The organism is Solidesulfovibrio fructosivorans JJ] (assembly GCF_000179555.1).
GTDB classification, from domain to species: domain Bacteria; phylum Desulfobacterota; class Desulfovibrionia; order Desulfovibrionales; family Desulfovibrionaceae; genus Solidesulfovibrio; species Solidesulfovibrio fructosivorans.
In genome coordinates, this window is the sequence record NZ_AECZ01000007.1 from 51,214 (window position 1) to 73,252 (window position 22,039).

The 22,039-nt window shown below is 56.7% G+C and carries 31 protein-coding genes and 1 tRNA gene; 30 read left to right on the forward strand and 2 right to left on the reverse strand.

Features of this window, described 5'->3' with window-relative positions; all coding sequences use genetic code 11:
* Window positions 1–48 precede the first annotated feature (48 nt).
* From rimI to DESFRDRAFT_RS06695, 23 genes are all read left to right on the forward strand, one after another.
* Window positions 49–525, forward strand: a complete 477-nt coding sequence (rimI, locus tag DESFRDRAFT_RS06600; protein WP_005992353.1) for a ribosomal protein S18-alanine N-acetyltransferase — start codon at window positions 49–51, stop codon at window positions 523–525.
* Window positions 526–552: 27 nt separating this feature from the next.
* Window positions 553–1,755, forward strand: a complete 1,203-nt coding sequence (locus tag DESFRDRAFT_RS06605; protein WP_005992354.1) for a phosphoglycerate kinase — start codon at window positions 553–555, stop codon at window positions 1,753–1,755.
* Entirely contained in the window at window positions 1,752–2,510 is a 759-nt protein-coding gene (gene tpiA, locus DESFRDRAFT_RS06610; RefSeq protein WP_005992355.1) for a triose-phosphate isomerase, read from the forward strand. The genes DESFRDRAFT_RS06605 and tpiA overlap by 4 nt, the downstream gene beginning before the upstream one ends.
* A gap of 42 nt (window positions 2,511–2,552) precedes the next feature.
* Window positions 2,553–2,945: a preprotein translocase subunit SecG gene (gene secG / locus DESFRDRAFT_RS06615; protein WP_005992356.1), complete on the forward strand. Its 393-nt coding sequence runs from the start codon at window positions 2,553–2,555 to the stop codon at window positions 2,943–2,945.
* Between the two features lie 14 nt (window positions 2,946–2,959).
* Window positions 2,960–3,045: transfer RNA gene (locus DESFRDRAFT_RS06620), tRNA-Leu, on the forward strand.
* A 210-nt stretch (window positions 3,046–3,255) separates the two neighbouring features.
* Window positions 3,256–4,494 carry a tyrosine-type recombinase/integrase gene (locus tag DESFRDRAFT_RS06625; protein WP_005992357.1) on the forward strand — a complete coding sequence of 413 codons (1,239 nt, stop codon included), beginning with the start codon at window positions 3,256–3,258 and terminating at the stop codon, window positions 4,492–4,494.
* Window positions 4,495–4,504: 10 nt separating this feature from the next.
* Entirely contained in the window at window positions 4,505–4,714 is a 210-nt protein-coding gene (locus tag DESFRDRAFT_RS21165; protein ID WP_005992358.1) for a hypothetical protein, read from the forward strand.
* 153 nt (window positions 4,715–4,867) lie between these two features.
* Window positions 4,868–5,665, forward strand: coding sequence for a hypothetical protein (locus tag DESFRDRAFT_RS22050; protein WP_005992359.1), 798 nt, complete (start codon window positions 4,868–4,870; stop codon window positions 5,663–5,665).
* A gap of 116 nt (window positions 5,666–5,781) precedes the next feature.
* On the forward strand, window positions 5,782–6,009 hold the full coding sequence (locus DESFRDRAFT_RS23240; protein WP_081458431.1) for a helix-turn-helix transcriptional regulator: 228 nt from the start codon (window positions 5,782–5,784) through the stop codon (window positions 6,007–6,009).
* Window positions 5,999–6,244: a hypothetical protein gene (locus tag DESFRDRAFT_RS22055; protein WP_005992361.1), complete on the forward strand. Its 246-nt coding sequence runs from the start codon at window positions 5,999–6,001 to the stop codon at window positions 6,242–6,244. The genes DESFRDRAFT_RS23240 and DESFRDRAFT_RS22055 overlap by 11 nt, the downstream gene beginning before the upstream one ends.
* Window positions 6,245–6,400: 156 nt before the next feature.
* Window positions 6,401–7,954: an AAA family ATPase gene (locus DESFRDRAFT_RS06635; RefSeq protein WP_005992364.1), complete on the forward strand. Its 1,554-nt coding sequence runs from the start codon at window positions 6,401–6,403 to the stop codon at window positions 7,952–7,954.
* The gene (locus tag DESFRDRAFT_RS06640; protein WP_005992365.1) at window positions 7,951–9,207 is read left to right on the forward strand and encodes a primase-helicase zinc-binding domain-containing protein; all 1,257 of its coding nucleotides are present in this window, start codon (window positions 7,951–7,953) and stop codon (window positions 9,205–9,207) included. Before DESFRDRAFT_RS06635 ends, DESFRDRAFT_RS06640 begins: the two co-directional genes overlap by 4 nt.
* A 17-nt stretch (window positions 9,208–9,224) precedes the next feature.
* Window positions 9,225–9,833: a hypothetical protein gene (locus DESFRDRAFT_RS06645; RefSeq protein ID WP_005992366.1), complete on the forward strand. Its 609-nt coding sequence runs from the start codon at window positions 9,225–9,227 to the stop codon at window positions 9,831–9,833.
* The gene (locus DESFRDRAFT_RS22680; protein WP_005992367.1) at window positions 9,830–9,985 is read left to right on the forward strand and encodes a hypothetical protein; all 156 of its coding nucleotides are present in this window, start codon (window positions 9,830–9,832) and stop codon (window positions 9,983–9,985) included. The genes DESFRDRAFT_RS06645 and DESFRDRAFT_RS22680 overlap by 4 nt, the downstream gene beginning before the upstream one ends.
* On the forward strand, window positions 9,969–10,448 hold the full coding sequence (locus DESFRDRAFT_RS06650; protein ID WP_005992368.1) for an ERCC4 domain-containing protein: 480 nt from the start codon (window positions 9,969–9,971) through the stop codon (window positions 10,446–10,448). Before DESFRDRAFT_RS22680 ends, DESFRDRAFT_RS06650 begins: the two co-directional genes overlap by 17 nt.
* 8 nt (window positions 10,449–10,456) lie before the next feature.
* Window positions 10,457–10,912: a DUF5681 domain-containing protein gene (locus DESFRDRAFT_RS06655; protein ID WP_005992369.1), complete on the forward strand. Its 456-nt coding sequence runs from the start codon at window positions 10,457–10,459 to the stop codon at window positions 10,910–10,912.
* Between the two features lie 184 nt (window positions 10,913–11,096).
* On the forward strand, window positions 11,097–11,297 hold the full coding sequence (locus tag DESFRDRAFT_RS22060) for a hypothetical protein (RefSeq protein ID WP_144004960.1): 201 nt from the start codon (window positions 11,097–11,099) through the stop codon (window positions 11,295–11,297).
* The gene (locus DESFRDRAFT_RS22065; RefSeq protein WP_144004961.1) at window positions 11,290–11,496 is read left to right on the forward strand and encodes a hypothetical protein; all 207 of its coding nucleotides are present in this window, start codon (window positions 11,290–11,292) and stop codon (window positions 11,494–11,496) included. Before DESFRDRAFT_RS22060 ends, DESFRDRAFT_RS22065 begins: the two co-directional genes overlap by 8 nt.
* A gap of 282 nt (window positions 11,497–11,778) precedes the next feature.
* Entirely contained in the window at window positions 11,779–13,626 is a 1,848-nt protein-coding gene (locus tag DESFRDRAFT_RS06670) for a LamG domain-containing protein (protein ID WP_005992376.1), read from the forward strand.
* Window positions 13,627–14,406 (forward strand): hypothetical protein, encoded by a 780-nt coding sequence (locus tag DESFRDRAFT_RS22070; protein WP_005992378.1) that lies wholly within the window; start codon window positions 13,627–13,629, stop codon window positions 14,404–14,406. It begins immediately after the preceding gene.
* Between the two features lie 202 nt (window positions 14,407–14,608).
* On the forward strand, window positions 14,609–15,004 hold the full coding sequence (locus DESFRDRAFT_RS06675) for a hypothetical protein (RefSeq protein WP_233489571.1): 396 nt from the start codon (window positions 14,609–14,611) through the stop codon (window positions 15,002–15,004).
* Between the two features lie 557 nt (window positions 15,005–15,561).
* Entirely contained in the window at window positions 15,562–15,999 is a 438-nt protein-coding gene (locus DESFRDRAFT_RS06685) for a hypothetical protein (RefSeq protein WP_043794094.1), read from the forward strand.
* Window positions 16,000–16,677: 678 nt separating this feature from the next.
* The gene (locus tag DESFRDRAFT_RS06695) at window positions 16,678–16,905 is read left to right on the forward strand and encodes a hypothetical protein (protein ID WP_005992384.1); all 228 of its coding nucleotides are present in this window, start codon (window positions 16,678–16,680) and stop codon (window positions 16,903–16,905) included.
* Window positions 16,906–17,090: 185 nt separating this feature from the next.
* On the opposite strand, the gene DESFRDRAFT_RS22075 is transcribed toward DESFRDRAFT_RS06695, so the two are convergent.
* Window positions 17,091–17,561: a hypothetical protein gene (locus tag DESFRDRAFT_RS22075; RefSeq protein ID WP_144004962.1), complete on the reverse strand. Its 471-nt coding sequence runs from the start codon at window positions 17,559–17,561 to the stop codon at window positions 17,091–17,093.
* A gap of 255 nt (window positions 17,562–17,816) precedes the next feature.
* On the opposite strand from DESFRDRAFT_RS22075, the gene DESFRDRAFT_RS06700 reads away from it, so the two are divergent.
* The 7 genes from DESFRDRAFT_RS06700 to DESFRDRAFT_RS06725 all read left to right on the forward strand — a co-directional run bounded on the left by DESFRDRAFT_RS06700 (window position 17,817) and on the right by DESFRDRAFT_RS06725 (window position 20,737).
* Window positions 17,817–17,960, forward strand: coding sequence for a hypothetical protein (locus tag DESFRDRAFT_RS06700; RefSeq protein ID WP_005992386.1), 144 nt, complete (start codon window positions 17,817–17,819; stop codon window positions 17,958–17,960).
* A gap of 71 nt (window positions 17,961–18,031) precedes the next feature.
* A complete protein-coding gene (locus tag DESFRDRAFT_RS06705) occupies window positions 18,032–18,610 on the forward strand; it encodes a hypothetical protein (protein ID WP_005992388.1) in 579 nt (192 codons plus the stop codon).
* On the forward strand, window positions 18,603–18,803 hold the full coding sequence (locus tag DESFRDRAFT_RS21175) for a hypothetical protein (RefSeq protein WP_005992390.1): 201 nt from the start codon (window positions 18,603–18,605) through the stop codon (window positions 18,801–18,803). The genes DESFRDRAFT_RS06705 and DESFRDRAFT_RS21175 overlap by 8 nt, the downstream gene beginning before the upstream one ends.
* On the forward strand, window positions 18,796–19,086 hold the full coding sequence (locus DESFRDRAFT_RS06710; protein ID WP_005992393.1) for a hypothetical protein: 291 nt from the start codon (window positions 18,796–18,798) through the stop codon (window positions 19,084–19,086). The genes DESFRDRAFT_RS21175 and DESFRDRAFT_RS06710 overlap by 8 nt, the downstream gene beginning before the upstream one ends.
* Complete coding sequence (locus DESFRDRAFT_RS06715; protein WP_005992395.1) at window positions 19,083–19,793, forward strand: hypothetical protein; 711 nt, start codon at window positions 19,083–19,085, stop codon at window positions 19,791–19,793. Before DESFRDRAFT_RS06710 ends, DESFRDRAFT_RS06715 begins: the two co-directional genes overlap by 4 nt.
* A complete protein-coding gene (locus DESFRDRAFT_RS06720; protein WP_005992397.1) occupies window positions 19,786–20,202 on the forward strand; it encodes a hypothetical protein in 417 nt (138 codons plus the stop codon). The genes DESFRDRAFT_RS06715 and DESFRDRAFT_RS06720 overlap by 8 nt, the downstream gene beginning before the upstream one ends.
* Window positions 20,195–20,737, forward strand: a complete 543-nt coding sequence (locus DESFRDRAFT_RS06725) for a hypothetical protein (protein WP_005992399.1) — start codon at window positions 20,195–20,197, stop codon at window positions 20,735–20,737. The genes DESFRDRAFT_RS06720 and DESFRDRAFT_RS06725 overlap by 8 nt, the downstream gene beginning before the upstream one ends.
* Window positions 20,738–20,847: 110 nt before the next feature.
* On the opposite strand, the gene DESFRDRAFT_RS21180 is transcribed toward DESFRDRAFT_RS06725, so the two are convergent.
* Window positions 20,848–21,888: a DUF4238 domain-containing protein gene (locus DESFRDRAFT_RS21180; RefSeq protein WP_005992401.1), complete on the reverse strand. Its 1,041-nt coding sequence runs from the start codon at window positions 21,886–21,888 to the stop codon at window positions 20,848–20,850.
* Between the last annotated feature and the right edge of the window lie 151 nt (window positions 21,889–22,039).

The window sequence follows — 22,039 nt, forward strand, 5'->3', positions numbered from 1 at the left end:
CGTGTGTTGGCCGTAAAGCCGCAACGAACATGCCACAGGACCCGTGAAATGAAAACGCCGGATGCCGCCGAACCCATGCGCCTGGGGCCCGAACATGCCCGGGATCTGGCCGGTCTGGAGGGCCGCACGTTTCCCGATCCCTGGGACGAGGCCGCTTTCACGGCCGCCTTTGCCCGTCCGGCCTTCGCCGCCTTCGGCATCCCGGGCGGGGAGGGGCTAGTCGCCTACGCCACGTTCCATTTCCTCGGGGACGAGTTCGAGGTCATCAACATCGCCGTGGACCCGGCCTTGCGCGGCCGAGGGCTGGCTTCCCTGCTTTTCGCCCACGTCTTGCAACAGACCGATAAAATGGGCATGAACCGAGGGTACTTGGAAGTTCGCGCGGGCAATGTCCCGGCCAAACGGCTTTATGCCCGGCACGGATTTACCGTGGCCGGCGCGCGCAAACGGTATTATCCCGACAACGGGGAGGACGCCCTGGTCATGGTCCGTGACGCCGGGCGGGCCGGGAACGCCTCCGCATAAGAAACGCTTAAGCGCCAAGGAGCACGCATGGCCCTTCTTCGCATTGACCAAGTCGACGTCGCCGGCAAGAAGCTTCTTATTCGCGTGGATTACAACGTGCCGCTGCAGGGCGGCGTCATCACGGACGATCTGCGTATCCGGGCAAGCCTGCCCACGTTGGAGTACGCCCTGTCCCAGAAGTGCTCGCTGATTTTGTGCTCGCACCTGGGCAAGCCCAAGGGCGCGCCTGACCCCAAACTGTCGCTGGCCCCGGCCGCCAAGCGCCTGTCCGAACTGCTCGGCCGCGAGGTGCGCATGGCCCCGGACTGCCTGGGCGATGCCACCAAGGCCATGGCCGAGGCCCTGGCCCCCGGCGACATCCTCATGCTGGAAAACCTGCGCTTTCATCCCGGCGAGACGGCCGGCGACATGGACTTCGCCAAGGAAGTCATGGCCATGGCCGAGGTCTACGTCAACGACGCCTTTGGCACGGCTCACCGGCCCCATGCCTCCATGGTCGGCTTCCCGGCTGTGGCGAAAAAATGCTGCGCCGGCTTCCTGCTCATGAAGGAATGGCAGTTCTTGGGCGAGGCGGTGCAGAATCCGACCCGGCCGTTCGTGGCCGTTTCCGGCGGGGCCAAGGTGTCCTCCAAGCTCGGGGTGCTCAAGAACCTGCTGACCAAGGTCGATGCCATGGTCATCGGCGGGGCCATGGCCAACACCTTCCTGGCCGCCCAGGGCTACAAGGTGGGCAAGTCGCTGGTGGAGCCCGATCTTTTCGACGCGGCCCGCGACATCCTCAAGGAGGCCAAGGAGCGCAACGTGGGCTTCTACCTGCCGGTCGACTGCATCATCTCCCGCGACGCGGGCAAGCCCATCGCCGAGATGCGTCCGGCCGGGCAGGTGCCTTTCGCCGCCATCCCGGACGACGCGGTGGTGCTCGACATCGGACCGGTGACGGCGGGGCTCTACGCCCTGGCCATCGAACCGGCCAAGACCATCGTCTGGAACGGCCCCATGGGCGCGTTCGAGAACCAGGCCTTTGCCCAGGGGTCGTTTACCCTGGCCCACATCATTGCCGGCGCGCCGGCGGTGAGTATCGTCGGCGGCGGCGACACCGACGTGGTGGTGCATCAGGCCGGGCTGGCCGAGAAGATGACGTTTATTTCCACGGGCGGCGGGGCGTCCCTGGAATTCCTCGAAGGCAAGGAACTGCCGGCCTTTGCGGCGCTTATGGAGTGTCAGTCATGAAAAAGCTCATGGCCGCCAACTGGAAGATGTACAAGGTGCGGGCCGAGGCTTCGGCCACGGCTGCGGATCTGGCCGCGCGCCTGGACGGCAAGCTGCCGGAGGACCGCGAGGTGCTGGTGATCCCGCCGTTCACCGCCCTTTGGGCCGTGGGCGAGGCTTTTGCCGGCAAGCCCGGACTGTCGCTTGGCGGGCAGGATTTCTATCCGGCCAAGGAGGGGGCCTTTACCGGCGAGATCGCGCCGGCCATGCTTCTCGACGCCGGCTGTCGCTACGTGTTGACCGGCCATTCCGAGCGTCGGCACGTCCTGGGCGAGGACGACGCCTTTGTCGGCCAAAAGACGGCCTTTGGCCTGGCCGCCGGGCTGTCCGTCATCTTGTGCGTGGGCGAGAAGGTGGAAGAGCGCAAGGCCGGGCAGGTCGAGGCTGTCGTCACACGCCAGCTGGCCGCCGGTTTGTCCGAGATCCCGACCGATGTGTTACCCGAGAAGCTGGCTATCGCCTACGAGCCGGTGTGGGCCATCGGCACGGGGCTTACCGCCGGGCCCAAGGAAGTCGAAGAAGCGCATGCCATGATTCGCGCCTGGCTGATCGGGCGTTTTGGGCCGCAAAACGGGGCCCTCGTGCGCATTCTCTATGGCGGCAGCGTGAAGCCGGGCAACGCCGGGACGCTTTTGGGGATTGACAATGTGGACGGAGTGCTGGTAGGTGGCGCGAGCCTTGAGGCTGAAAGCTTCTCGGCCATTGTGACGGCTTGATGAACGCGGAGGCATCTCCGCGAAAATAACGGGAAAATTCAGTTGACAACGCTCATAATTACGGTACATGTACTCGCCTGCGTCGCGGTGATCGTCCTGGTTCTGCTCCAGTCGGGCAAGGAAGGGATGGGGGTCATCTTCGGCGGCGGCAGCCAGTCGGTGTTCGGTAGCACGGGTGCCGGTGGATTGCTGGTCAAGCTGACGGCGCTTTTTGGAGCGATCTTTCTCATTACTTCGCTTGCCTACAACGTCTATACGGGGTCGCACGAACGCAACGCCAAGTCGGTCATGATCGACGCCAGCGGCGCGCCCATCGCTCCCCCGGCGGGCGTGGCTCCCGAGGCGACCAAGGACGCGCAGCCGAAAAAGGGCGTGACCTTCGAGGACGTCCCGGCCAAGCAGGCGCCGCAAAAGCCGGACGCCGGCGCGAAGTAGTCGAGTCGATATTTGCCGAAGTGGTGGAACTGGTAGACACGCCATCTTGAGGGGGTGGTGGGCCATGCCCGTGGGGGTTCGAGTCCCCCCTTCGGCACCATATTAGAGTCCAGGACGGTCCGATAAAGACCGCAACAACCTGGGAACATTAACTAAGCCGGGCTAGAGATAGTCCGGCTTAGTCTTTTTACGTCCTTTGACATCCGCCATTTGACCGGATAGCAAACCGGATAGGCAAGAGCGTGGTGGTCTGGAAGACCGGATATCCGGCCGCAAAAGCTCGCCACGCCTGCATCCGGAGGTTATCCGCATGGCCTTGACCGATGTCGCCGTAAGGAACGCCAAGCCAGGTCCTAAAACTATCCGCCTCAAGGATGAGCGCGGGCTTCATCTGGAAATCAGCCCCAAAGGCGGAAAGTGGTGGCGGCTTCGCTACTGGATATCCGGTAAGGAGCGGCTCATTTCCCTGGGCATCTATCCGGATATCTCCCTCAAGGACGCCCGCGAACGTCGCGACGAAGCCCGAAAGCTCATCGCCAACGGCATAGATCCGGGCAGGGCGCGGCAGGACGAGAAGTCTGCTGCCGAGGCCCGGGCAGCAGAAGATGCGAATACTTTCGAGGTCGTGGCCCGAGATTGGCATGCCAAGCAGGTCAAGGCCTGGAGTGAGGGGCATGCCGCCAAGGTCCTGGCCCGGATGGAACAGCACCTTTTTCCCGCCTTTGGTCATTTCCCTATCACGACTCTTCGCGCCCCGGCGATCCTCCCCACACTTCGAGAGATCGAAGCGAAGGGGCATAATGAGACGGCCAAGCGCCTGCGCCAGTACTGCGAGGCCGTTTTTGCCTTCGCCATCTCCACGGGCATTGCCGAAAGAAACGTCGGGGCGGACCTCCGCGGTGCATTGGCCCCGGGGCGTGTCACGAACCGGCCGGCCATCATTGATCCCAAAGGCGTGGCACAACTGCTGCGGGCCATAGATGGCTACCAGGGAAGTCCTGTGACCCTGGCAGCTCTACGACTGGCTCCTCTCGTCTTCGTCCGTCCTGGAGAACTGCGCCAAGCCGAGTGGTCGGAAATCGACCTGGACGCCGCCGACGGTCCCCGCTGGTCAATCCCTGCCGAGAAGATGAAAATGCGCCGAAATCATGTTGTACCGCTCTCAAGGCAGGCTGTGGAGATCATCGAGGACCTTCGTTCTCTGACCGGCCATGACCGCTTCCTTTTCCCCTGCAACCGGACCAAGGACCGCTGCATGTCGAACATGACCCTCAATGCGGCTTTGCGACGCCTCGGGTATGAACAAGGCGAGATGTGCGCACATGGATTTCGGGCCATGGCGTCCACGCTCTTGAACGAACAGGGCTGGAACAGTGACCTAATCGAGCGCCAGCTTGCCCATGCCGAGCGTAATTCCATCCGGGCCGCGTACAACCGCGCCGAATATTTGCCTGAGCGGCGAAAAATGATGCAAGCCTATGCCGACCACCTGGACAAGCTCAAGGCCGGGGCGAAGGTGACGCCGATCCATGCCACGGCAGGCGACTAGGGGAGATGCCATGGCCTACACGGAATCCGACCATAAGCGGCAAGGGACGCGCCGGGCGCGCTGCGCCTCATGCAAATGGTGGTTTGACGGCACATGCCGCAAGCGGTCCCCGTGGATCGTTGCCGGGCAAGTGGCCGGCGGCCAGGGCTTTGACGGCGTATGGCCCCGCACACCATCCGATTCCTGGTGTGGCGACTTCGCTTTCGGCCAGGAGATTTAACCCCTTGCCCTGGTGACGGGTACAGAGCCAAACGAGCAATTGCGTGCATAGCTGACATTTCCAGGGCCTGGCCGGGGCCTCATGACCCTGGCGAAAAGCCGCGTCCCTGGCGGTTGGGCCTGGTTCAATACAGGGAAGTCGAGGGAGCTTGTGATGCAGGGATTAGATGTAGGTATATTCGCACAAAAATATAAATTCTGGCAATATGAATATGCATCGAGAAACAAAGAGGTTGTTGAATTTAGAACACAAGCAAACAATAGAAGAAAAGAACTAACACAAGGGCACGGGATAACTAGCCTTGAAGTTTGCCTGTTCATGAATGACAGTATTTCTACATTGGTTAATAAATACGGATATGGCAGAGAATCTACTGATTCGACCACGCTCATAGAAAAGATTGCAAAAGGTGATGCTATTATAGATGCAAATGCTGTATTATCTACTGGCTCAATCGAAGTGGGGCTTACTAGTCCAGCGATTAGACAACCATATGGATATGGAGAATTGTTTGTTGACATTACAATTGATATAGCAGCAAATTTAGATTTAATCGTTGAAGATGTTAAAAATTTTGTCCTGTCGATGCGTGCCGTTGCTGCCGGTGAAATATCAACAGACAGTGGATTCATAAATCGACATCGTAGTCTTGCTATTCAAAAGATCATTGCCGACAAGAAATCCTCAACTAGCGGAGGATATACCCCAGCAAGCGACCGAGTCCGAGCGGTTGGTTTGTGGCTTTGGGATCGCAGTGAAGCGCTTGGTGGTGAGCGAGGTGCGATTAAACAGGCGATCGCCGATTTGCACAAAACCGACTTCCTGCCCCAGTTAGGGCTTGAAGACACAGAAGCCGCAGACCTTCGTTTCTTTCGCCGCCGGACGGATGAGTGCATTGAAGCGAGAAAGGTCTTACCTTTCAGCAAGCCCAAAAAGGGAACTTCAAAATAAGTTCAGGTTCCCGGAACTCAAACTTTTTTTGAGGTTCTTTTCCATTCCCGGCCTTTTTTGGTCTTAGCTGGACATTCGCCCCACAGAGGGCGTCCCCGAAACGGGAGAATGTCCAGATGCAACCCGGTCCCCCTGTCTCAAAGCCTGAGCGCTTCGTTCGTTTCCCTGAGTTTAAAGCCCGAATTGGCTACGGTAAATCCCGAATCTACGACCTGATCAAAGATGGGAAGCTGCCTGCGCCTGTCCGTCTGCCTGGTGGGCGGGCCGTAGCGTGGCCGGAATCCGTAGTTGATGAACTGGTGGCCAGGGTGGCCGCTGGCGAGGGGGTGGGCCATGCCCGGTAATCCCCTCGTTGAAAAGCAAAGACCCGCCGGCCAGGGCGGGTCCTGCAAGAAAAGCATGGAAAGTGGTGACACCCATTCCCTGCCAGCCATCGTCCCTTCCGTCAACTTAGAATCGTCCCGGCTTTGGTCGGTCTTTCGCCGCTACGCCCGGGATCACCGGCGTATTGCCCGGCTTGTCGCTGACAACGAAATTTTGCTGGAACGCATGAAGCAAATCCAGGGGGTGGCATTATGACCGCCCTTAAGTTGGCCCTGGGCTTGTGGGTGCGTGACGGCATCATTTCCCTGGTCGCCGTTACCGGGTGGCCCCGCTGGGGGTGGGCGCATCGGGCCGTGGACCGGTGTGAGGTTGCGGCCGAGGCCCTGCGTGGTCAGGAGGAACGGGAGGGCCATGAACGTGCCTGACCCTCAATCCGGGATTGCCCTCGACCGGGAAAGTATCCTTACTGCGGTCCACGCCCGGGTTTCCCAGGAAGAGGCCATTCATGGGGCCGGCGGGCACGGCAAGGGTGAGACGTCCGTCTTCGCCCGGCTGAACCTCGCCGACTTTGAGGCCCGCCAGTTGCTGGCCGACGATCTTCCGCCCTTAGCCTGGACCTTCACCGATTTCATGCTGACACAGAACGTCGGCCTCCTGGTTGGCCCTCCAGGGACAGGGAAGAGCTTTTTTGCCCTCCTTCTGGCTTCTGCCGTGGCCTGCGGTAGGGGCTGCGAAGGGATCCTTGAAGCCGGCGTTCGGGGCCGTGTGCTGGTCCTGGCTGGTGAGGAAGACGCCCGGATCATTCCCCGCCGCCTGCGTCGTCTGCGTGATCACCTCCTTCCTGATGGATATGGACGGGACTCCAACGCCGATTCCGATGAAGCAGATTTCCTTGAAAATCTGATCGTGGTTCCTCTGGCTGGGCAAAGACTGCGGCTGCTCGACAAAGATGGCCCTGGCGCGCCGGCAACAACGAACGTCTTTGACGATCTGGTTTCACTCTGCCGGGGGAAGAATCTTCAGCTTGTTGTCATCGACCCGCAGAGTCGGTTCTATGGGCTCGACGAAAACGACAATAGTGCCAGCACCGTCTATATTGAAATTCTCGAAAGGCTGGCCGCTGAAACTGGCGCGTCCATCCTCTGTCTGCACCATGTCAACAAGACTGCCATGGTCAAGAAGGATGGTTTCCGCGTTGCTCTGGGACAAGGGGCGGCGCGTGGAGCCTCAGGATTCACCGGGGCTGTCCGGGCACAAATGAACCTCGTGACCCTGACCGCAGAAGAAGCCCGGCGGGAACTAGATCTGACTGGTCCAATTGAAGAGGGGGAATATCTAGCCCTGGCCTTCCCGAAGTGCAGTTATGGCCCGCCCCGGCCTGTTGTTTTCCTGAAGCGTCTTCCCGGCGGCGTGCTGGTCGCCGTCGAAGCGCCCGAGCGGGTGGAACAAAAAGAAGCTGAAGCCGCAATCCTCGAATGGATCGTCACCAAGGTTCGGGAGCACGCCGAGCAAGGCAAGGAAGCCCTGACCATTCGAGACCTTGGGCGGTTTTCCTCGGAATGGAAGGACATCCCCGGTACCAGCCGGCAACGAGTTGAAGACGCGGCCCGGGTGGCGGTCCTTGATGGGAGCCTCTTTACCGTCACGCGGGCAAACAAATCTGGCCGAAAGACCGAATACCTGTCCCTCTCCCCAGATGTGCCAGAAGCGCCCAGAGAAGCGCCCAGCTTTGAAGCGCCAGAAGCGCCCAGAAGCGCCCAAAATGCTCGGGCGGTTCTAATCCCTAACGATTCAGGCATATTGAGAAGCGCCCAGGAAAAGAAGCGCCCAGACGAATTCCAACCCTCGAAAACCCGCATAAACAGGGATGTGCCAGAAGCGCCAGAAGCGCCCCTTCTAAAGAAGGAGAGAGCAGGCGCTTTGGGCGCTGCTTCTCCTCTTCTTTCGGGAGGGCTGCCGCAATGACAATCCTCGAACATCCTGTTCTTGCCGGGGCCATGAAATACGTCTCCGCGACAAGCGGCGGCGAGTACGCCGGCCCCTGTCCTTGGTGCTCCGGCACTGATCGTTTCCGGCTTTGGCCAGCCGAAGGCGCAACCGGCCGCTGGATGTGTCGCGGCTGTGGCCGCCAGGGCGACGGCATCCAATTCCTTCGGGACATGGAGGGCCTGAGCTACCCAGACGCCTGCAAGCGCCTGGGGACAACGCCCAAAGCGGCTGGAACCACGCACACCCTCAAGCCTGCCCCTTGGGAGCCCAAGCCCGCCGTACTGCCTGGGGAAGCCTGGATTGCCCGCGCTGGCCAGTTCATTGACCGCTGCGCCGCCGCTTTGGCCGCTGGTGGTCCAGGCATGGAGTACGCCCGGGGTCGGGGCCTGACCGCCCGGACGTGCGCCGCCCTGCGGATCGGCTGGAATCCTTCGGACCTCTACGAGGACCGTGCCGCCTGGGGCCTGCCCGAAGAGATCAACCCCAGAACGGGGAAGCCCAGACGTGTCTGGCTTCCGTCTGGTCTGGTCATCCCGACCCTGCGTGAAGGGCAAGTGGTGGCCATCAAAATCCGTCGCTCCAAATGGACGCCCGAGGACCAGCTTCCGAAGTACGCGGCCGCCAGTGGCGGCGGGAAGTTGCCCATGGTCCTGGCCCCGGGCGAGGGCAAACCCTGTGTTGTCGTAGAGTCCGAGCTTGATGCCATCCTGGCCGCTCAGGAGGCCCGTGACGCCGTTTCCTGTGTCGCCCTCGGCACGGCAAAGGGAAAACCCGATGCTGCGGCCAACGCGCTTTTTATGGCCGCCCCCGTGGTCCTGGTAGCTCTGGACTTCGACGAGGCCGGGGCGACGGCATGGCCCTGGTGGCGTTCAACCTACCCGAAGGCGAAAAGGTGGCCGGTCCCAGCAGGGAAAGACGTGGGCGACCTAGCCGCCCAGCCGGGCATGATCCGGGCATGGATCGAAGCCGGGCTGCCCGATCCCGAGCGGAACGTGGAGCCAGAGCCGGTCCCTGAATCATCCCATGTTGTCGGGCCTATCCTGCGCCGTGCTGCCGATCTGGCCCATGGTGCGCCCTGCACCACATCCGAAGCCGAGCTTGCCAAACTTCGGGAGACGTTCCCGCATCTGTATGTGTGCCCGGCTACAACGCCGCCATGGAACTTTCGCTACGTCTCGGACTGCGCGACCCGGTGCGCGACACCGTGCGAACTGCAAGCAACAAACTAAATTTCGAGGGATATAGCATGGAAACTTTGACCTACAACGAAATCTTGGCCTTGGAGCCGCGCATCCTGGAAGCCGAGGCCCTTGCCCGGGAACTCGCCGGCAGTCCAACCTATGACCTCTGGTACAGCGCCGTGAAGCCGGCCTTCAAGTTCTTGGTCGGCATCATGTCCAAGCACGCCGACCCGCGCCTTCGGACCAGCGAAGCCTATGACGTTGTGTACCGCCACCTCCTGGCCATCTACGAAACCCGGCCCACGGACGGCGCTATGCCGCCCCCGGTCGCTGCGCCCGCCTCCCCATCCTCCGACCCGGGCCAACGCATTTGCCCCGCCTGCGGCCAGGATATGCGCGATGCCGAGTCCTGCGGCGGTCCCCTGATTCAGGTTGCCGGGCGCGTCTACGAGCGCGTGCGCTTCGGCCAGGAGAGCGGGAACCGCTGGGAGGAGTTCGACTTTTGCCCGGAGTGCGGCGTTTCCCATGGCGGCCTGCATCACCCTGGCTGCGACATCGAAGAGTGTCCCAGGTGTAGGCGGCAATATTTGTCCTGCGACTGCGGAGAAGAAGAAGACGGCCCCGGTGGTCCTGAAGCAATCCCGGCTATGATGCCATGCGAGGTGCTGCAATGAACGTGAATACTTCCAAGAACGCCAAGGCGAAGTCCGACGCCGAACTTGAGGCCGAGGCTATCCGGGAGCTCGAGCGCATGGAGCGCGCCTTGAACGCCAAAAAGAGCGGCTACCGGCCGAAGCGCAGGAGGGCATATGCGGATCATCGCTGACACCAGGGAGCAACGCGTTTTCTCCTTCGCCAAGTATGAGGCCGAGGTGGAACGCGCCGCCCTGCCGACCGCTGATTACTCGCTGCCGGGCTTCGAGGACCGTGTGGGCATTGAGCGCAAGGAGCTTGGCGACCTCATTTCCTGCCTCATGGGGGCAAACCGGGAACGGTTCGTGAAAGAGCTTCGCCGCCTGTCCTCATACGAGCTCAAGGCCGTGGTGGTCGAGGCATCCATGCGTGACGTGGCGGACGGCCAGTATCGATCGGAAATGCGGCCACACGCCGTGCTTCAGTCGGTCTTCGCCTTCCAGGTGCGCTACGCTGTCCCGTTCCTCTTCTGCGGGGACCGGGCCGGCGCGGAATATACAACCTTCTGGCTCCTGGCGAAGTACGCCCGCGAGATCGAGGAGCGCATGAAGGCCCTGACCAAATCCCAAGCCCCGGCAAAGGGCGAAGCGGCATGAGGGATAATATGGCTGAAAGTCCCCTGAAAAAGCAGCCAAAGCAGCGAGGAGCAGGGAAACGCTTCGAGCCAGGCCAGTCGGGAAACCCGGCAGGTAAGCCCAAGGGGTGCCGCTCCCGTGCCACCATGGCCGCACAAGCCTTGATCGACGGCAAGGGCAAGGAGGTCGTGGAGAAGGCCCTTGATTTGGCCCTGGCCGGTGATGGTCCGGTGCTGCGCGCCATCCTCGACCGGCTTTGTCCCGTCAAGCGCGATGCCCCCGTGTCCATTTCCCTGCCGAGCATGGAGACCCCGGCGGATTTGCCCAAGATCACCGGTGCCATCATGCAGGCCGCCGCCGAAGGAAAGATCACCCCGAGCGAAGCCGCCGCCCTAGCCGGATTGGTGGAAGCGCACCGCAAAGCGATTGAGACGGCCGAACTATCAGACCGCATCGCAAAACTTGAAGAAAGGAGCGGGTTATGAACTCAAGAACTCTTACCTCACGCGTCCAGCGCCTGGAAGACGACGCGCCCCGCACATATTGCCTGTGCCTTGAACCCAAACAAGGGCAGACAGACGAGGAGTGCATTGAAGAGTTTTATGCCAAACATCCAGAAGCGCGGAATGATAAGAGCGGTCTTCCGTTCCTGTTCCCATAGGTGACACCATGCGAAACATTGAATCCAGATTGAAGCGGCTTGAGGAAGACGGACTGAAAGAAACTTGTATGGTTATAAAACATTACAATGGCGAAACGAAGAAACAAGCCATGGAGCGTTATTACGAGGAACATCCTCACATGCGGGCATACGACGGCCATTGTCCGTTCATCCTCTTGGAAACTTTTCGGGATGAAAGACATGCGTGATCTTCAAAAGCGTATTGCCAGACTGGAACATGCCGGCCCGGGCGGGAAAACGCATGTCGTTGTTGTCCGTGCCGGGCAGGACCGTGAAGCGGTGAAGCAGAGCTATTTGCGTGACCATCCCGAAGCGGCCCAGGGAAGGATAGCCTTCTTTCATACGAATATCCCTGAGCGCCAGCCACTGCCGGCGGAATTTGCATAACCATCAACCGCCGGCACCCCGGCAAAGGATCTGCTCATGACCGAACACACCACCGTTGAGATGGCCCCCCAGCCTCAAGCATCCCCCAGGACCTCAACCGACATACCCAGGCAAGAAGGCAAAGGGGGCAACGTGAAGGCGCTCACTGCCCGTGGCGAAGACGAGCACGGCCCCTACACTGACACCTTCAGCTATCCCGCCCCGGGAACCCCGTCAGCCGAGGCGTAGACATAAACCGGAGGGGCGGCGCTCTGGCGTGGCTCCTCTCTGCTGGGAATCACTATGAATGTCCAAGAATGGGCCGAATACAAGCGCACAGGGATCATCCCCTTTGCCGATCAGGTCTTCTGGAGTCTCCAGGGGGACCGGCAGCGCGCGGACGGCCTGCGGGGTTTGGCCATGCAGGTGGTCAACCGCCTGAAGGCGGCCAACGCGACCAATCAAATCGCCTCGGATTCCCTGCGGCTGGACGACGGCTCCATTATCCAGGTCAACAAGGCGTACAATTTTATCTACGTGACCGTGTTCTGTCCTGAGAAGAAGCCGCTTCAACCCGGGCAGGAGCCTGTGAATATCCCGGTGTTGCAGCCGGGGCAGTTCTACTATGTGCCGGGTTGCATCGGACGATACTTCTTCGGCAATGATGATTTGCGCAATGAAATATACCTCCCGCCCTCATATTTTGCAGAAGGGGCAGACACGATGAATACCGGCCGAGGGATGTCGTTTTTGACACTCAAAGAGGTTGGCCTCCCTTATCCGTCTGCCTCGCCTGACGGCTCCATCTCGCGCTACGCCAAGGCCTGCTATCTCCCTGGTGCCAATCCAGACTTGGGTTACAGTGGGTCGCGCCTGGAAATGGCCCCTCCACACATTCCGACCAGTGGCCCATTTTCCATCTCTTGCGTCGTCAGGCTGCGCAAAGAAATTGCCATCGACTACACGTCCACGAGTAAGACAAAGGAATTAGACTGCGGTTATCAGGTCTATAACCCGGTGAAGCCGCGTTTTCTCTTTTCCGATGATGGCGAGGTGTGGACGGCTACTTGCCCTGGAAGCATGGCCCCGTTGGTGGGCTACAAAATACCTTCGCGCTTCTCTACGCATTGGGTCAAGTTCACCTACCCGTGGCCAGACTACAACACGAATTTTGTCACCAAAGAGGAAAAGCAGATTGGTTACCGCGAGATAGCGACTGTCTGCACGGACGAACCGCTCATGGAATCGGATTACGACACCGCGTCTCCGTATTGGGACAAGGTGGAAACTGGCGAACAGGAAACGCTATCCGGAGAGTTCCAGACGGGATGGGAGGAGAACGCGGAAGTGGCCAACGCCGCGCCCTATGCTTCCTTCTGCACGTTCAAGGTCGATGGCGAACATGGGAAGGCGGCCGGCACGCGCGCGGTTGCCTCGCTTTCCGATGGATCGAAACGCTATTCGACGGTAGTCTCATACATCTACGAGTACAATGAAGATAGTTCAATAAAGGATACCATCCTTACGCTCAAGGACTACCAGTACAAACTCTACATGACGGAAGCGCAGCCGTCTTTGACGTTTGGTTCGCAGCCGTTCCCGGTCAATCACCCACAGGGCTACATGGTGGGTATGAATTTGCTCGGCATGGCATGGTATAACGGGGACCGCATCATTGCCGGGAAGATTTCGGATTTTCAGACCGAGTATTCCACACAGCCCATTGTCTCAGAACCATTGAATATCGGAGAATGGCATCATGTCTGCGTGACCTATGGAGAGAGCGGGGAGACAAGGCTGTTTGTTACAAAACTTGGGTCGAAGACAATCAACATAACTGAGGGAACGTCAGCGCAATCGAATTTTGTAAACACTGACGGTTGGGGCAATTCTGTAAAAATTATGGTCGGCGCTGACGACTGGCACATTGCACCTTCCGAAGACAGCGAACCAGCCAAGTGGACATCGGAATGGATTTTCTCGGCATACATGGACATCGCCATGTTACGATTCTACAAGCGCGAACTTTCAAAGGGAGAGGCTCGGCTTCTACTTTTTGAAGCTTTTCACGGTGCATTTGTAGCTGATGATTTAGAGGCCGCACAGCTACAGGGAAACGGCCTTATACCAATTACCTTGCAGGGGGATTAAATGGAACTTTTGACGCAATATTACAATGAGGGTGGACAGATCGCTTCTAAAGCGCCGGGGATGGACACTCGGGAGTTTTACCGAGACGTTTTATGTCAGCATGAATTTAACGAAATGTTTGTAGGTTGTACTGAATCCGTTCCTCTTAGCTATTTTGTGTCAAGTGAGGGTATCGTATTATCGTTTGGTAAATACTTAGGAGGTAAAAGGCCAGAAACGATTATGCACTCAGGAAATGATGCGCCTGGGTATATTATTGTTGACGGTCCAAATGGAGGAAAGGCTATTACTTTGTCTTGGAGCGGAGCCGGCAGCTCGAAAACATTAGAATTTTATTGCAAGCCCTCTCCCCTTGTCGATTTGTCCGGAAGCGATCTAAGATTCCGCTCAATCATAAAGAGCCCACCTTTATTGGAAGACTATCCAGGGTCAACATACTTACTTTCAAGTTTCAACTCAACTGGATTGACTGGAAGTTTTTCGGCATATTCTTTTGGCCCAGGCGGTTATTTAACGGCAGACATTTTCTCAATAATGTACGGTGATGCTAATGAAGATACAGTATCTGCAATGTTTGACGGAGAATGGCACATTTATGACATATTAATAAATATCGGAAGAAAATCGCAGTATTTAATTGATGGTTCAGTTATATTAGAACAGTCATCAACTGATTACTATAATGGCGTATGCCCATTAGACACTATATGGTTTAAGTATGATTCTGATAGCCAAGAAACTGGGATGGCGATTCAATCCATATCTATAACACGGGTATAATACAATGGAACTAATATATCCACAGTCTATACCCTGCTCCTTTCATAATTTCCCCATTGCTTTAGACATCCGTATGGGAGCATTGGGCGGCGACATTGTGTCCGGCGCATCTCTCGGGACCAAGTTCACGTTGACCAGGACGCCAAAATGCGGAGTCGCACAAGGGGCCTATGTTGTCGGCTCCACACTTCCCGAATGCCGCATGATTTACAGCGATACCGGGAGTGACGATGATTTCAATATCAAGGTATCGTTCCTCGGGTACGGCACGTTTTATAAGCTGACAGAGGCTGACGAGTATCTTCGATTCCAAGTTTATAAGGCCATAGCCATCGAAACAGCGGCCGTCGAAAAGGTATTTGGGGATACATTCGATTGCGAGACGCTCATCCCCGCTGAAACAGATATAACGGCGTTGTTCAACTATGATGGCCCAACAGTAAAATATGCCGACGGTGTTGAAGTTTCAGAAGAAGGAGTATTTGTATGGAATGGTCAAACATACCATCTTTTTGATGGCGCTTCGTTGACCATAAATTCGACAACAGGCGGAACGCAGACCATTACGCGCATCGGCAACACGTTTGTTGTTGGGTAGAACGACCACTTGTAACTTCCCCACCCCTTCTGGCGACATCATTGCTGGCGAAGTTCTAAATGTGGTTCCCCCTCCCTTGAAGCCTCGGGCCTCCCCCCGGGGCTTTTTTTTGCCCTCCCTTGGCGACCCTCCTCGCCCGTGGCATCCTGTGGACATGCCCAGACCGTTCGACCCGTTGGCGTGGCTGGCCAGCAAGAGCACCGAGGCGATACTCGATCCTGCCGGGCAAGTCCGCCTCCGCTTTGGGCAGTATGTTCGCCAGGAGGACCGGCAGCGCATCCGCCGGGTGATCGAGCGTTGGTATCTGCCCGTGCTGCGGCTTCAGCTTGACGTGGGACCAGGGACGCGGCCGAGGTCCGTCTACCAGTTGATGGCGAGTGGGAAGCTCAAGATCGTGGAAGGGCGGTATCGGATCACGGCAAAAGGGTAGGTGGATTCCTCCCTGGAGGGGGCTTTAATAACGCAAGCACATATTGACGTTTTCTATTCACAGGGGTTGACGCGGACAAACTGGCAGGAGAATAGAAAGGCAAATATCCTTTTCCAGGATGTGCCAGATGATCGGGAATATAAAAAATATTGGCTGGTCTTTAATAATACCCGGAATTTACTGTGCTTTATTCCTTTTGCCCGCGCTACTCCAAGATCAAGACAAAACGCGAGAAAGGGGTAGACAACATATTATAGAGATGGTTTCTTGCTATACAACGCACTATAAAGATATATTGCACTTTGTTTTAGAAGAATACAATATAAACAACAAAATGCTCGAAAATGACTTGTACAACCTGCGCTACAAACAAGCGGAAGATTTTCTTCCTGACGCAGGAAAGTACTTTGCCGAAATTTTAGTGTCAGCAATCCCGAGTGATAATTCCTTTTGCAGCAAGTGCTACCAGCATGGGATGACCTACAATCAGTGCAAGAAAATATATGGCGCGGTAGTCTACATTGAACAAATGGACCCGCCTAATCCCGAGTGCGTTCAAAATTAACGGGCTTTAGCATTCCTTGGCTTGCAAGGGAGTTGACTGCATAGACTGCGCAAGTCGCCCAAGCGCCAGACCGGGGTACACCCTATGTAGCGCTGTTTTGGGATGGCCCCATTCTTAATATACCGGTAGAATGTCGAGATTGACATATTTCCGAGTATGATGCAGGCCTCATTCACTCGTAATAGCCGGTCGTCATCATTGAGCAAAACTTGATCCGTAGTAGCCTTCATTTTTTCTTCAGCCGCTTGGCTGGCTGGCTTATCCTTCCTCTGTATTCGTCTCTGTGCACCTGTTATCTCCCTGGCCAACTCCAACGCGACATCATCTTGTCCCGCTTCAAGGGCAGCCTTTAGTGTGTCCAACCGCCTCATCAGGTCCTGGCCGGCCTCCAAGGCTATCTCAAGAGCTTTTAAACTCATCGGCTCCTCCTCGTCTTCCTATAAGCTAGCTTTTATAACGCCGGCCTGTCACGCCGGAGGCCAAGGTAGGGCATGAAAGGCCTGTGCCAAGGCAGGCCGGCTGCTTAGAAGGCAGGTGCTCTACCCCCGTCTACCCGTTGCCCGCTTAGCAGGCGAGCGCCTTTACAGTAGGGATGGGACGGCGTGACTCGGTCTTTTTTGTTATGCCGGGTCCCTGCATCGCGGCAGAAGTGGCTTGGTAGAAAAGAGAGGAGGCGCGATGGACGTTCAAGGCCCGTTCTTCACCCTTGCCAAGGCGGCGGAATATTGCGGCTACAAAAGCCCCGAGCACTTTGCCGAACTTCTCCGGGGGTATGTGGTCCCCAAGTTTGGACCGAAGCGCAATCGTTACGCCCGCTCTGTGCTTGACGCGTTCATGGCTGATCCCGAAGCCTTTGAGAAATTCCCCTCGGCAAGCCGATATGTCCCTAAAAAGGTGGTCGCGTAGGGAGCATATCCCTTGCCGCGTCACTCCTCTTCGTACAAGTCCTTCGTCCCGACCCCGAGCGCCCCGGCGATGGTGGCGAGGGTGGACAGTCGGCATGGGGGGAACTCCCGATGGTGAAGGCGCTGTAAGGCTTCAGGTTGCTACTGGCTGGTCGAGAAGGTGATTTGCCCCGATATCTCCATTTCCTACCGCTCATCGTCCTTTTCGTATTTTTGCAGAATGTGCATCCCATGGATTTTACCGGATCTGTTGAATAGTTCAGTTCCAAAGATGCTTATCATTTCAGCTTTTCCTGACAGTAGGACCATATGGACGTGATGTAGCAAATTCCAGTTAAGCCAAATATGCATTTCTATCGATACCTTGTTTTTATCAATAAACCCAATTGACTTATTGGGTTCATAATTATCGTCCGCATGTATTGTTATATCAACCTTGATACCAATTTTTATTTTTTTGCTGTCTGTTTCCGTCAGTTTTGAAGAAATGTTTAATGACGGGTACGACATCAACTCCTCAACAGCCTTTCCATTTTTCTTACTATGATGTAACAAGTGGACTAATTCACCACACCATTCATATCCATCCCTTAGGTCAAACGAATAACTTGCCTGTGTTTTATCAGGATCAATCTTACGTTTAGCGTTGCTTTGCATAATTTTTCTCCATCCCCTCTGGGGCGGCAGTGACCTTGGGGTTGATCGGCCGATACCACGCCCCAAAATATTCGGGAAGGGTTTGGGCCGATTTGGCCGATGTCTCAGGGATGAGATTCTTGTAAAAGAACGGATGATTACACCTGTGCCCGACGGGGTGGGGCCAAATATTTTTTTCAGGCCGTGCAGGTCGCCAACGAAAGAGGGTTGACAGGGGTGCTCACCATAGGTAGCTTCTTCACTAAGGAGGAATGAATGAGCGCGGTAAACATCAAGAACTTTCCCGAAGACCTTCACCACGCGGCAAAAATCGCGGCTGTGAAGGAGGGGCGTCCCCTCAGAGATTGGATTATCGAAGCCGTCAAGGAGAAGTTGGAGCGAGAAAAAGAATTCAAATAAGCAGCCCCGGCAGGGTGGTGGAACACCCGACCGAGGCCTAACCACAACCGACCTTCTACGGAGGTACGACCATGGCTGCAAATGCCTTATCTCGGGTACGTTCCCGAGGCAACCCCACCCCTTTGCCCGGCTTCCAGGGCAAGCGCCAAACCCCGCTTCTGGCCATCCAAACCTTCTGCCGTTCCTGCATGGGCGGGAACTCCCTGCTGGTCGGGGCCTGCGCGTCGACCACGTGCAAGCTCCACGCGTACCGCTGCGGCTCCATCGCTACCGGGGCGGATCGCCGGCTGTTGCGGATCATCAAATCGTACTGTGCGGAAAGCTGCCTTCCATTGGAGGACGCGGCCACCTGTGTCGCGGGCATGGACTATCTGGACCACCCGGCTTGCCCACTTTGGCCATACCGCCAAGGACGCAACCCGTTCTACTCGGAAGTCGCCAGGGAGAAACGCCGCCTTCAGGCTCTCGAACGCGGTCTAGGGCAAGGTTGCGACGGCATATCGAGCGTCAGAACCGACGAGAGCGACCGGACCCATAGTTGCGGTCACCCCGTCGCCAAAGCCTCGCTTCTGACGCTGATTCCCCGTCCTGTCTCCCCGGCTACCGAAGCCGCCAGCACGCTCGACCAGATGGAGGTCCGCCATGCGTAAGCCGTCTTTCCCCCACGTCCGCGTTCAATCCCAACCCCACGCCCTCGCCGCCGTCCACGCCTGGACGCTCCTGAAGGCCCTGTGCGGCCATTCCCGCCCGTTCTTTGGTGATGGCCCGGCTTCGCTGCCCGTGGAGCCCTGCGCGCCCATTTGCCCCATCCTGCCGGGTACGGTGGAGGTGTGCCATGGATAAGCACAACAACTGTGAGTCCGTCGCCACTGTCCCCACGCCCCGGGCCGAACTTCTCGCCAAAGTCAACGGCATCGTCGCCGGCATGGCCCAATGGCATGGACTGCTGACCGCACTGGTGGAAGGGTTCCCGCCCACGGCAAGTAATCTGGCCCAGGTCGCCAAGCTCGGCGCGGGGCTTTTGATGCAAGAGGGGGCGGGACTGGCTGAACTGTCCCAAAAGCTGACCAAGCCTACGATGCCGCCGGCAGTCGTCGAAAGGACGGGTAAGGAGGTGCGCTCATGAGCCGCTTCACCTACCTAACCCCGGCCCTGTTCCGTGAACTGGACGCCCCGGCCCGGACCTTCGCCGGCAAGCCCATCGTCGTCGAGCGGGCCGAGAAAATGGAAGGCTGCTACGGGTTCGCATCCGCGTGGGCAATGGGCCTTGTCATCCGATTGGGGGAGCCCTGGCGAACCGAGCGAAACTGCATCACCATCGCCAATAAGGTGGACCTGGACACCCTCGGCAAGAATCCCGCCCGTGTGCTGGATTGGAGCGCCATCCCTGCCGAAGACTTCTATCGCTTCCTGACGTGGCACGAGATCGCGCACGTGATCCACATGGACGCCATGACCTATTTCCGCATGGACATGGATGTCACGCCCACGGACATCAAGCGTCGTGTCTACCGGCTGGCCGAACATCGCGCCGACCGCCATGCCTGGAACGTGCTCTATCCCGGCAAGGAAATGCCACTGCTGCCCGGGGCCAAAGCTCACTTGGCAGAGATCGAGGAGACCGCCGTCACCTGCAAGGCCATTCTGGAGAAGGAAAAGCGCCGCAAGCCCATTGAACCGCTTCCCACGGACCCGTGCCAGTATGTGCCGGTCTGTCATGCGGAAAAGGGCATCCCATGGGCTTCCGATGTGGGCGCGGACCCGTTCTGTCTGTGGGGGACGGTCGAGGATGGGCGGATCGTGCCGGCAGTGCGGGAGGTGGCCCATGGATAGCACGACGCTGGCCCAAGCCTTCGAGGGCTACAAGGAGCTCGTGAACCACGCCATGGACGAAGGCCACGAGATCGCGGACGCCCTTGGCTTCCTGGCCCAAGCGGTGGACGACATGAACCACAACGACCGGGAATGGAGCGTTGGCGCACTAATCCTTTTTCTTCGCGCCCTGGAGAAGCAGGCCCGCGACCTGGGCACGTACATGGACGAGGAGGGGACGGCCAGGAGTCCCAAGCCCACGGCAGAGGAAAGTGCCTTGCACGAGAAACAGGACGCCGCCTCCCGGGTATGGAGCGAAGGTATGCGCGTCATCTACCAGCATCCCGACCTTGCCGGGGACGTGGCGGATGCGCTCAAGAAGATCGTGGCCAAGGTGAAGACCGAGGCAGGGGAGGTGGAACATGCATAGCCCTGTTGCGCCCGAGGCTATCGCCGTCTTGCTGGAACAACTCGCCAAAGTAAAAGGCGGACTGGATTCCATTAAAAATGAGTTAGATGGACACGCCCCCCAGGAAGCTGAAGCCCTGCAAACAGCGATAACGGAGGCAGCGGTCAATCTCCTCTTCAGTGCCTCAGAGCTATCCAGCGGTGTTGCCAGTGGAGACGAAAAGGACGGGCAAGAGAAATCTGATTGCGCGGAGCCCCCGTCCAACAAAGCCCGACGACTTTACGAGGAGATCACGAAGAAAGACAGTGAGCTATCTTACCTCCTTGATGATCACTGGCACAAGCTGCGTCTGTTGGTGGATATGCTCAAGCCCAAGACCGATGACGAGATTGACCCCCGCACCAAAACAGTGGGGTTGCTGCTGGCCGACGTTGCCGAGAGCTTCATAACTGGCGTTGAGGACTTCAGCAGCCCGCCTCTGTACGTCCAGTTGCGAGAATATGCCGCCCTGGTCGAGGCTGAGGCGAAAGCCGAAACGGTGGAGGCTGGCGTGTAGGGGATAATTCAGAATCCTGGACATTCACAGCAACAGGATCATGGGCGGCCTGCTTCTTCGGAGGTGGGCCGCTTTTCGTTAAGTTGTATTGATAGTATTTTATGATCAGCCTAACGTATTAAGGGGTTTTGTTGAAAAATGTTATCGATCATATCCGCATAGTGTCTTTCGCTTTTTAGTCCGATAATTTTTGAATACTTAGACAGGATTTGGCTGTTGTGTGATGAAATAATAAAATCGACGGCCAAACTGGCGGACATCATATTTATTTCGGACGAATCAAGATGTATAAATTGAGTCTCAGAGCTCCCGATAATAATTTTAGATGAACTAATTGGTAAAATTATCAATAAAATATCTTTTGCGAAAATAGGTGGTACAATGTCTCCATTTTTTACAATAGCAATTGGTCCGATGTCTCCCAAAATTAAGTTGCTGTCAGCGTATGTTTTGACTTGCCAATTTAGAGTTTTATATTGACGAAAACGCTCTGTTTCGCTTCTTGATTTTGATAATACGTCAATTTGTGCGGTTTTTATTTCTGGAAGAGTCTTGTCTTTCAGTGCCGAAAATAGCTGAGGCCCTACGACTTTGGCCCCTGTGAATACAAAATTCGCAAGGTTATGTTTTTCACTCTTCAGCTTTTCCCTGCACAATTGTTTGATTTTGTTGTTGTCAATTTCAGGATGTTCTTTGCAAATATCATCAATGCATTTTGTAAGTCTAGTGTCGTCAGCAAGCATCCCCGATATGAGCCTAATAAGATTTTCGTCGTTTAATAAATCTTCCTTTGCCCTGTCTATTAAATGATTTGTCGAAGATGTAATTATGCTTCTAAAATATCTTGTTCGTACTACTAGGGATTCAATAAAAGACGCAACGCTCGCTTCGTATTGTTTTGTCAATGTTTCATTTGTGCGTGTATATTCTATAGCTTTAGCATAACCATATTCATTGTCAGTGATGTAGTCGTCAGCGCTTACATCTTGGTATTCGTAGAACTTACTTTCAACGGCAACATTCTTGATGTTTGTTTCAATTGGGGGGGTGTTTCGCCTGGTAATATAGGTAAAAGATTCTTTTTTTGTTTCTTTCGAAATAAATCCCCTAAGCAAGAACCTCGGTATGAAATGTTGTCGTTTTCCTGCCATGGTGCTTCCTTGATTGTCTTGGTGATTCAGTTAGAGTTGTGTGAAGATTTTTGATGTATTATGAAATAATTCTGATAGTAATACCAAAAGCTAGTCATCCTGGCAATGACAATCAGGACAGTAGGGGAGGCGCTTTGCGTTCTTTTCCCGA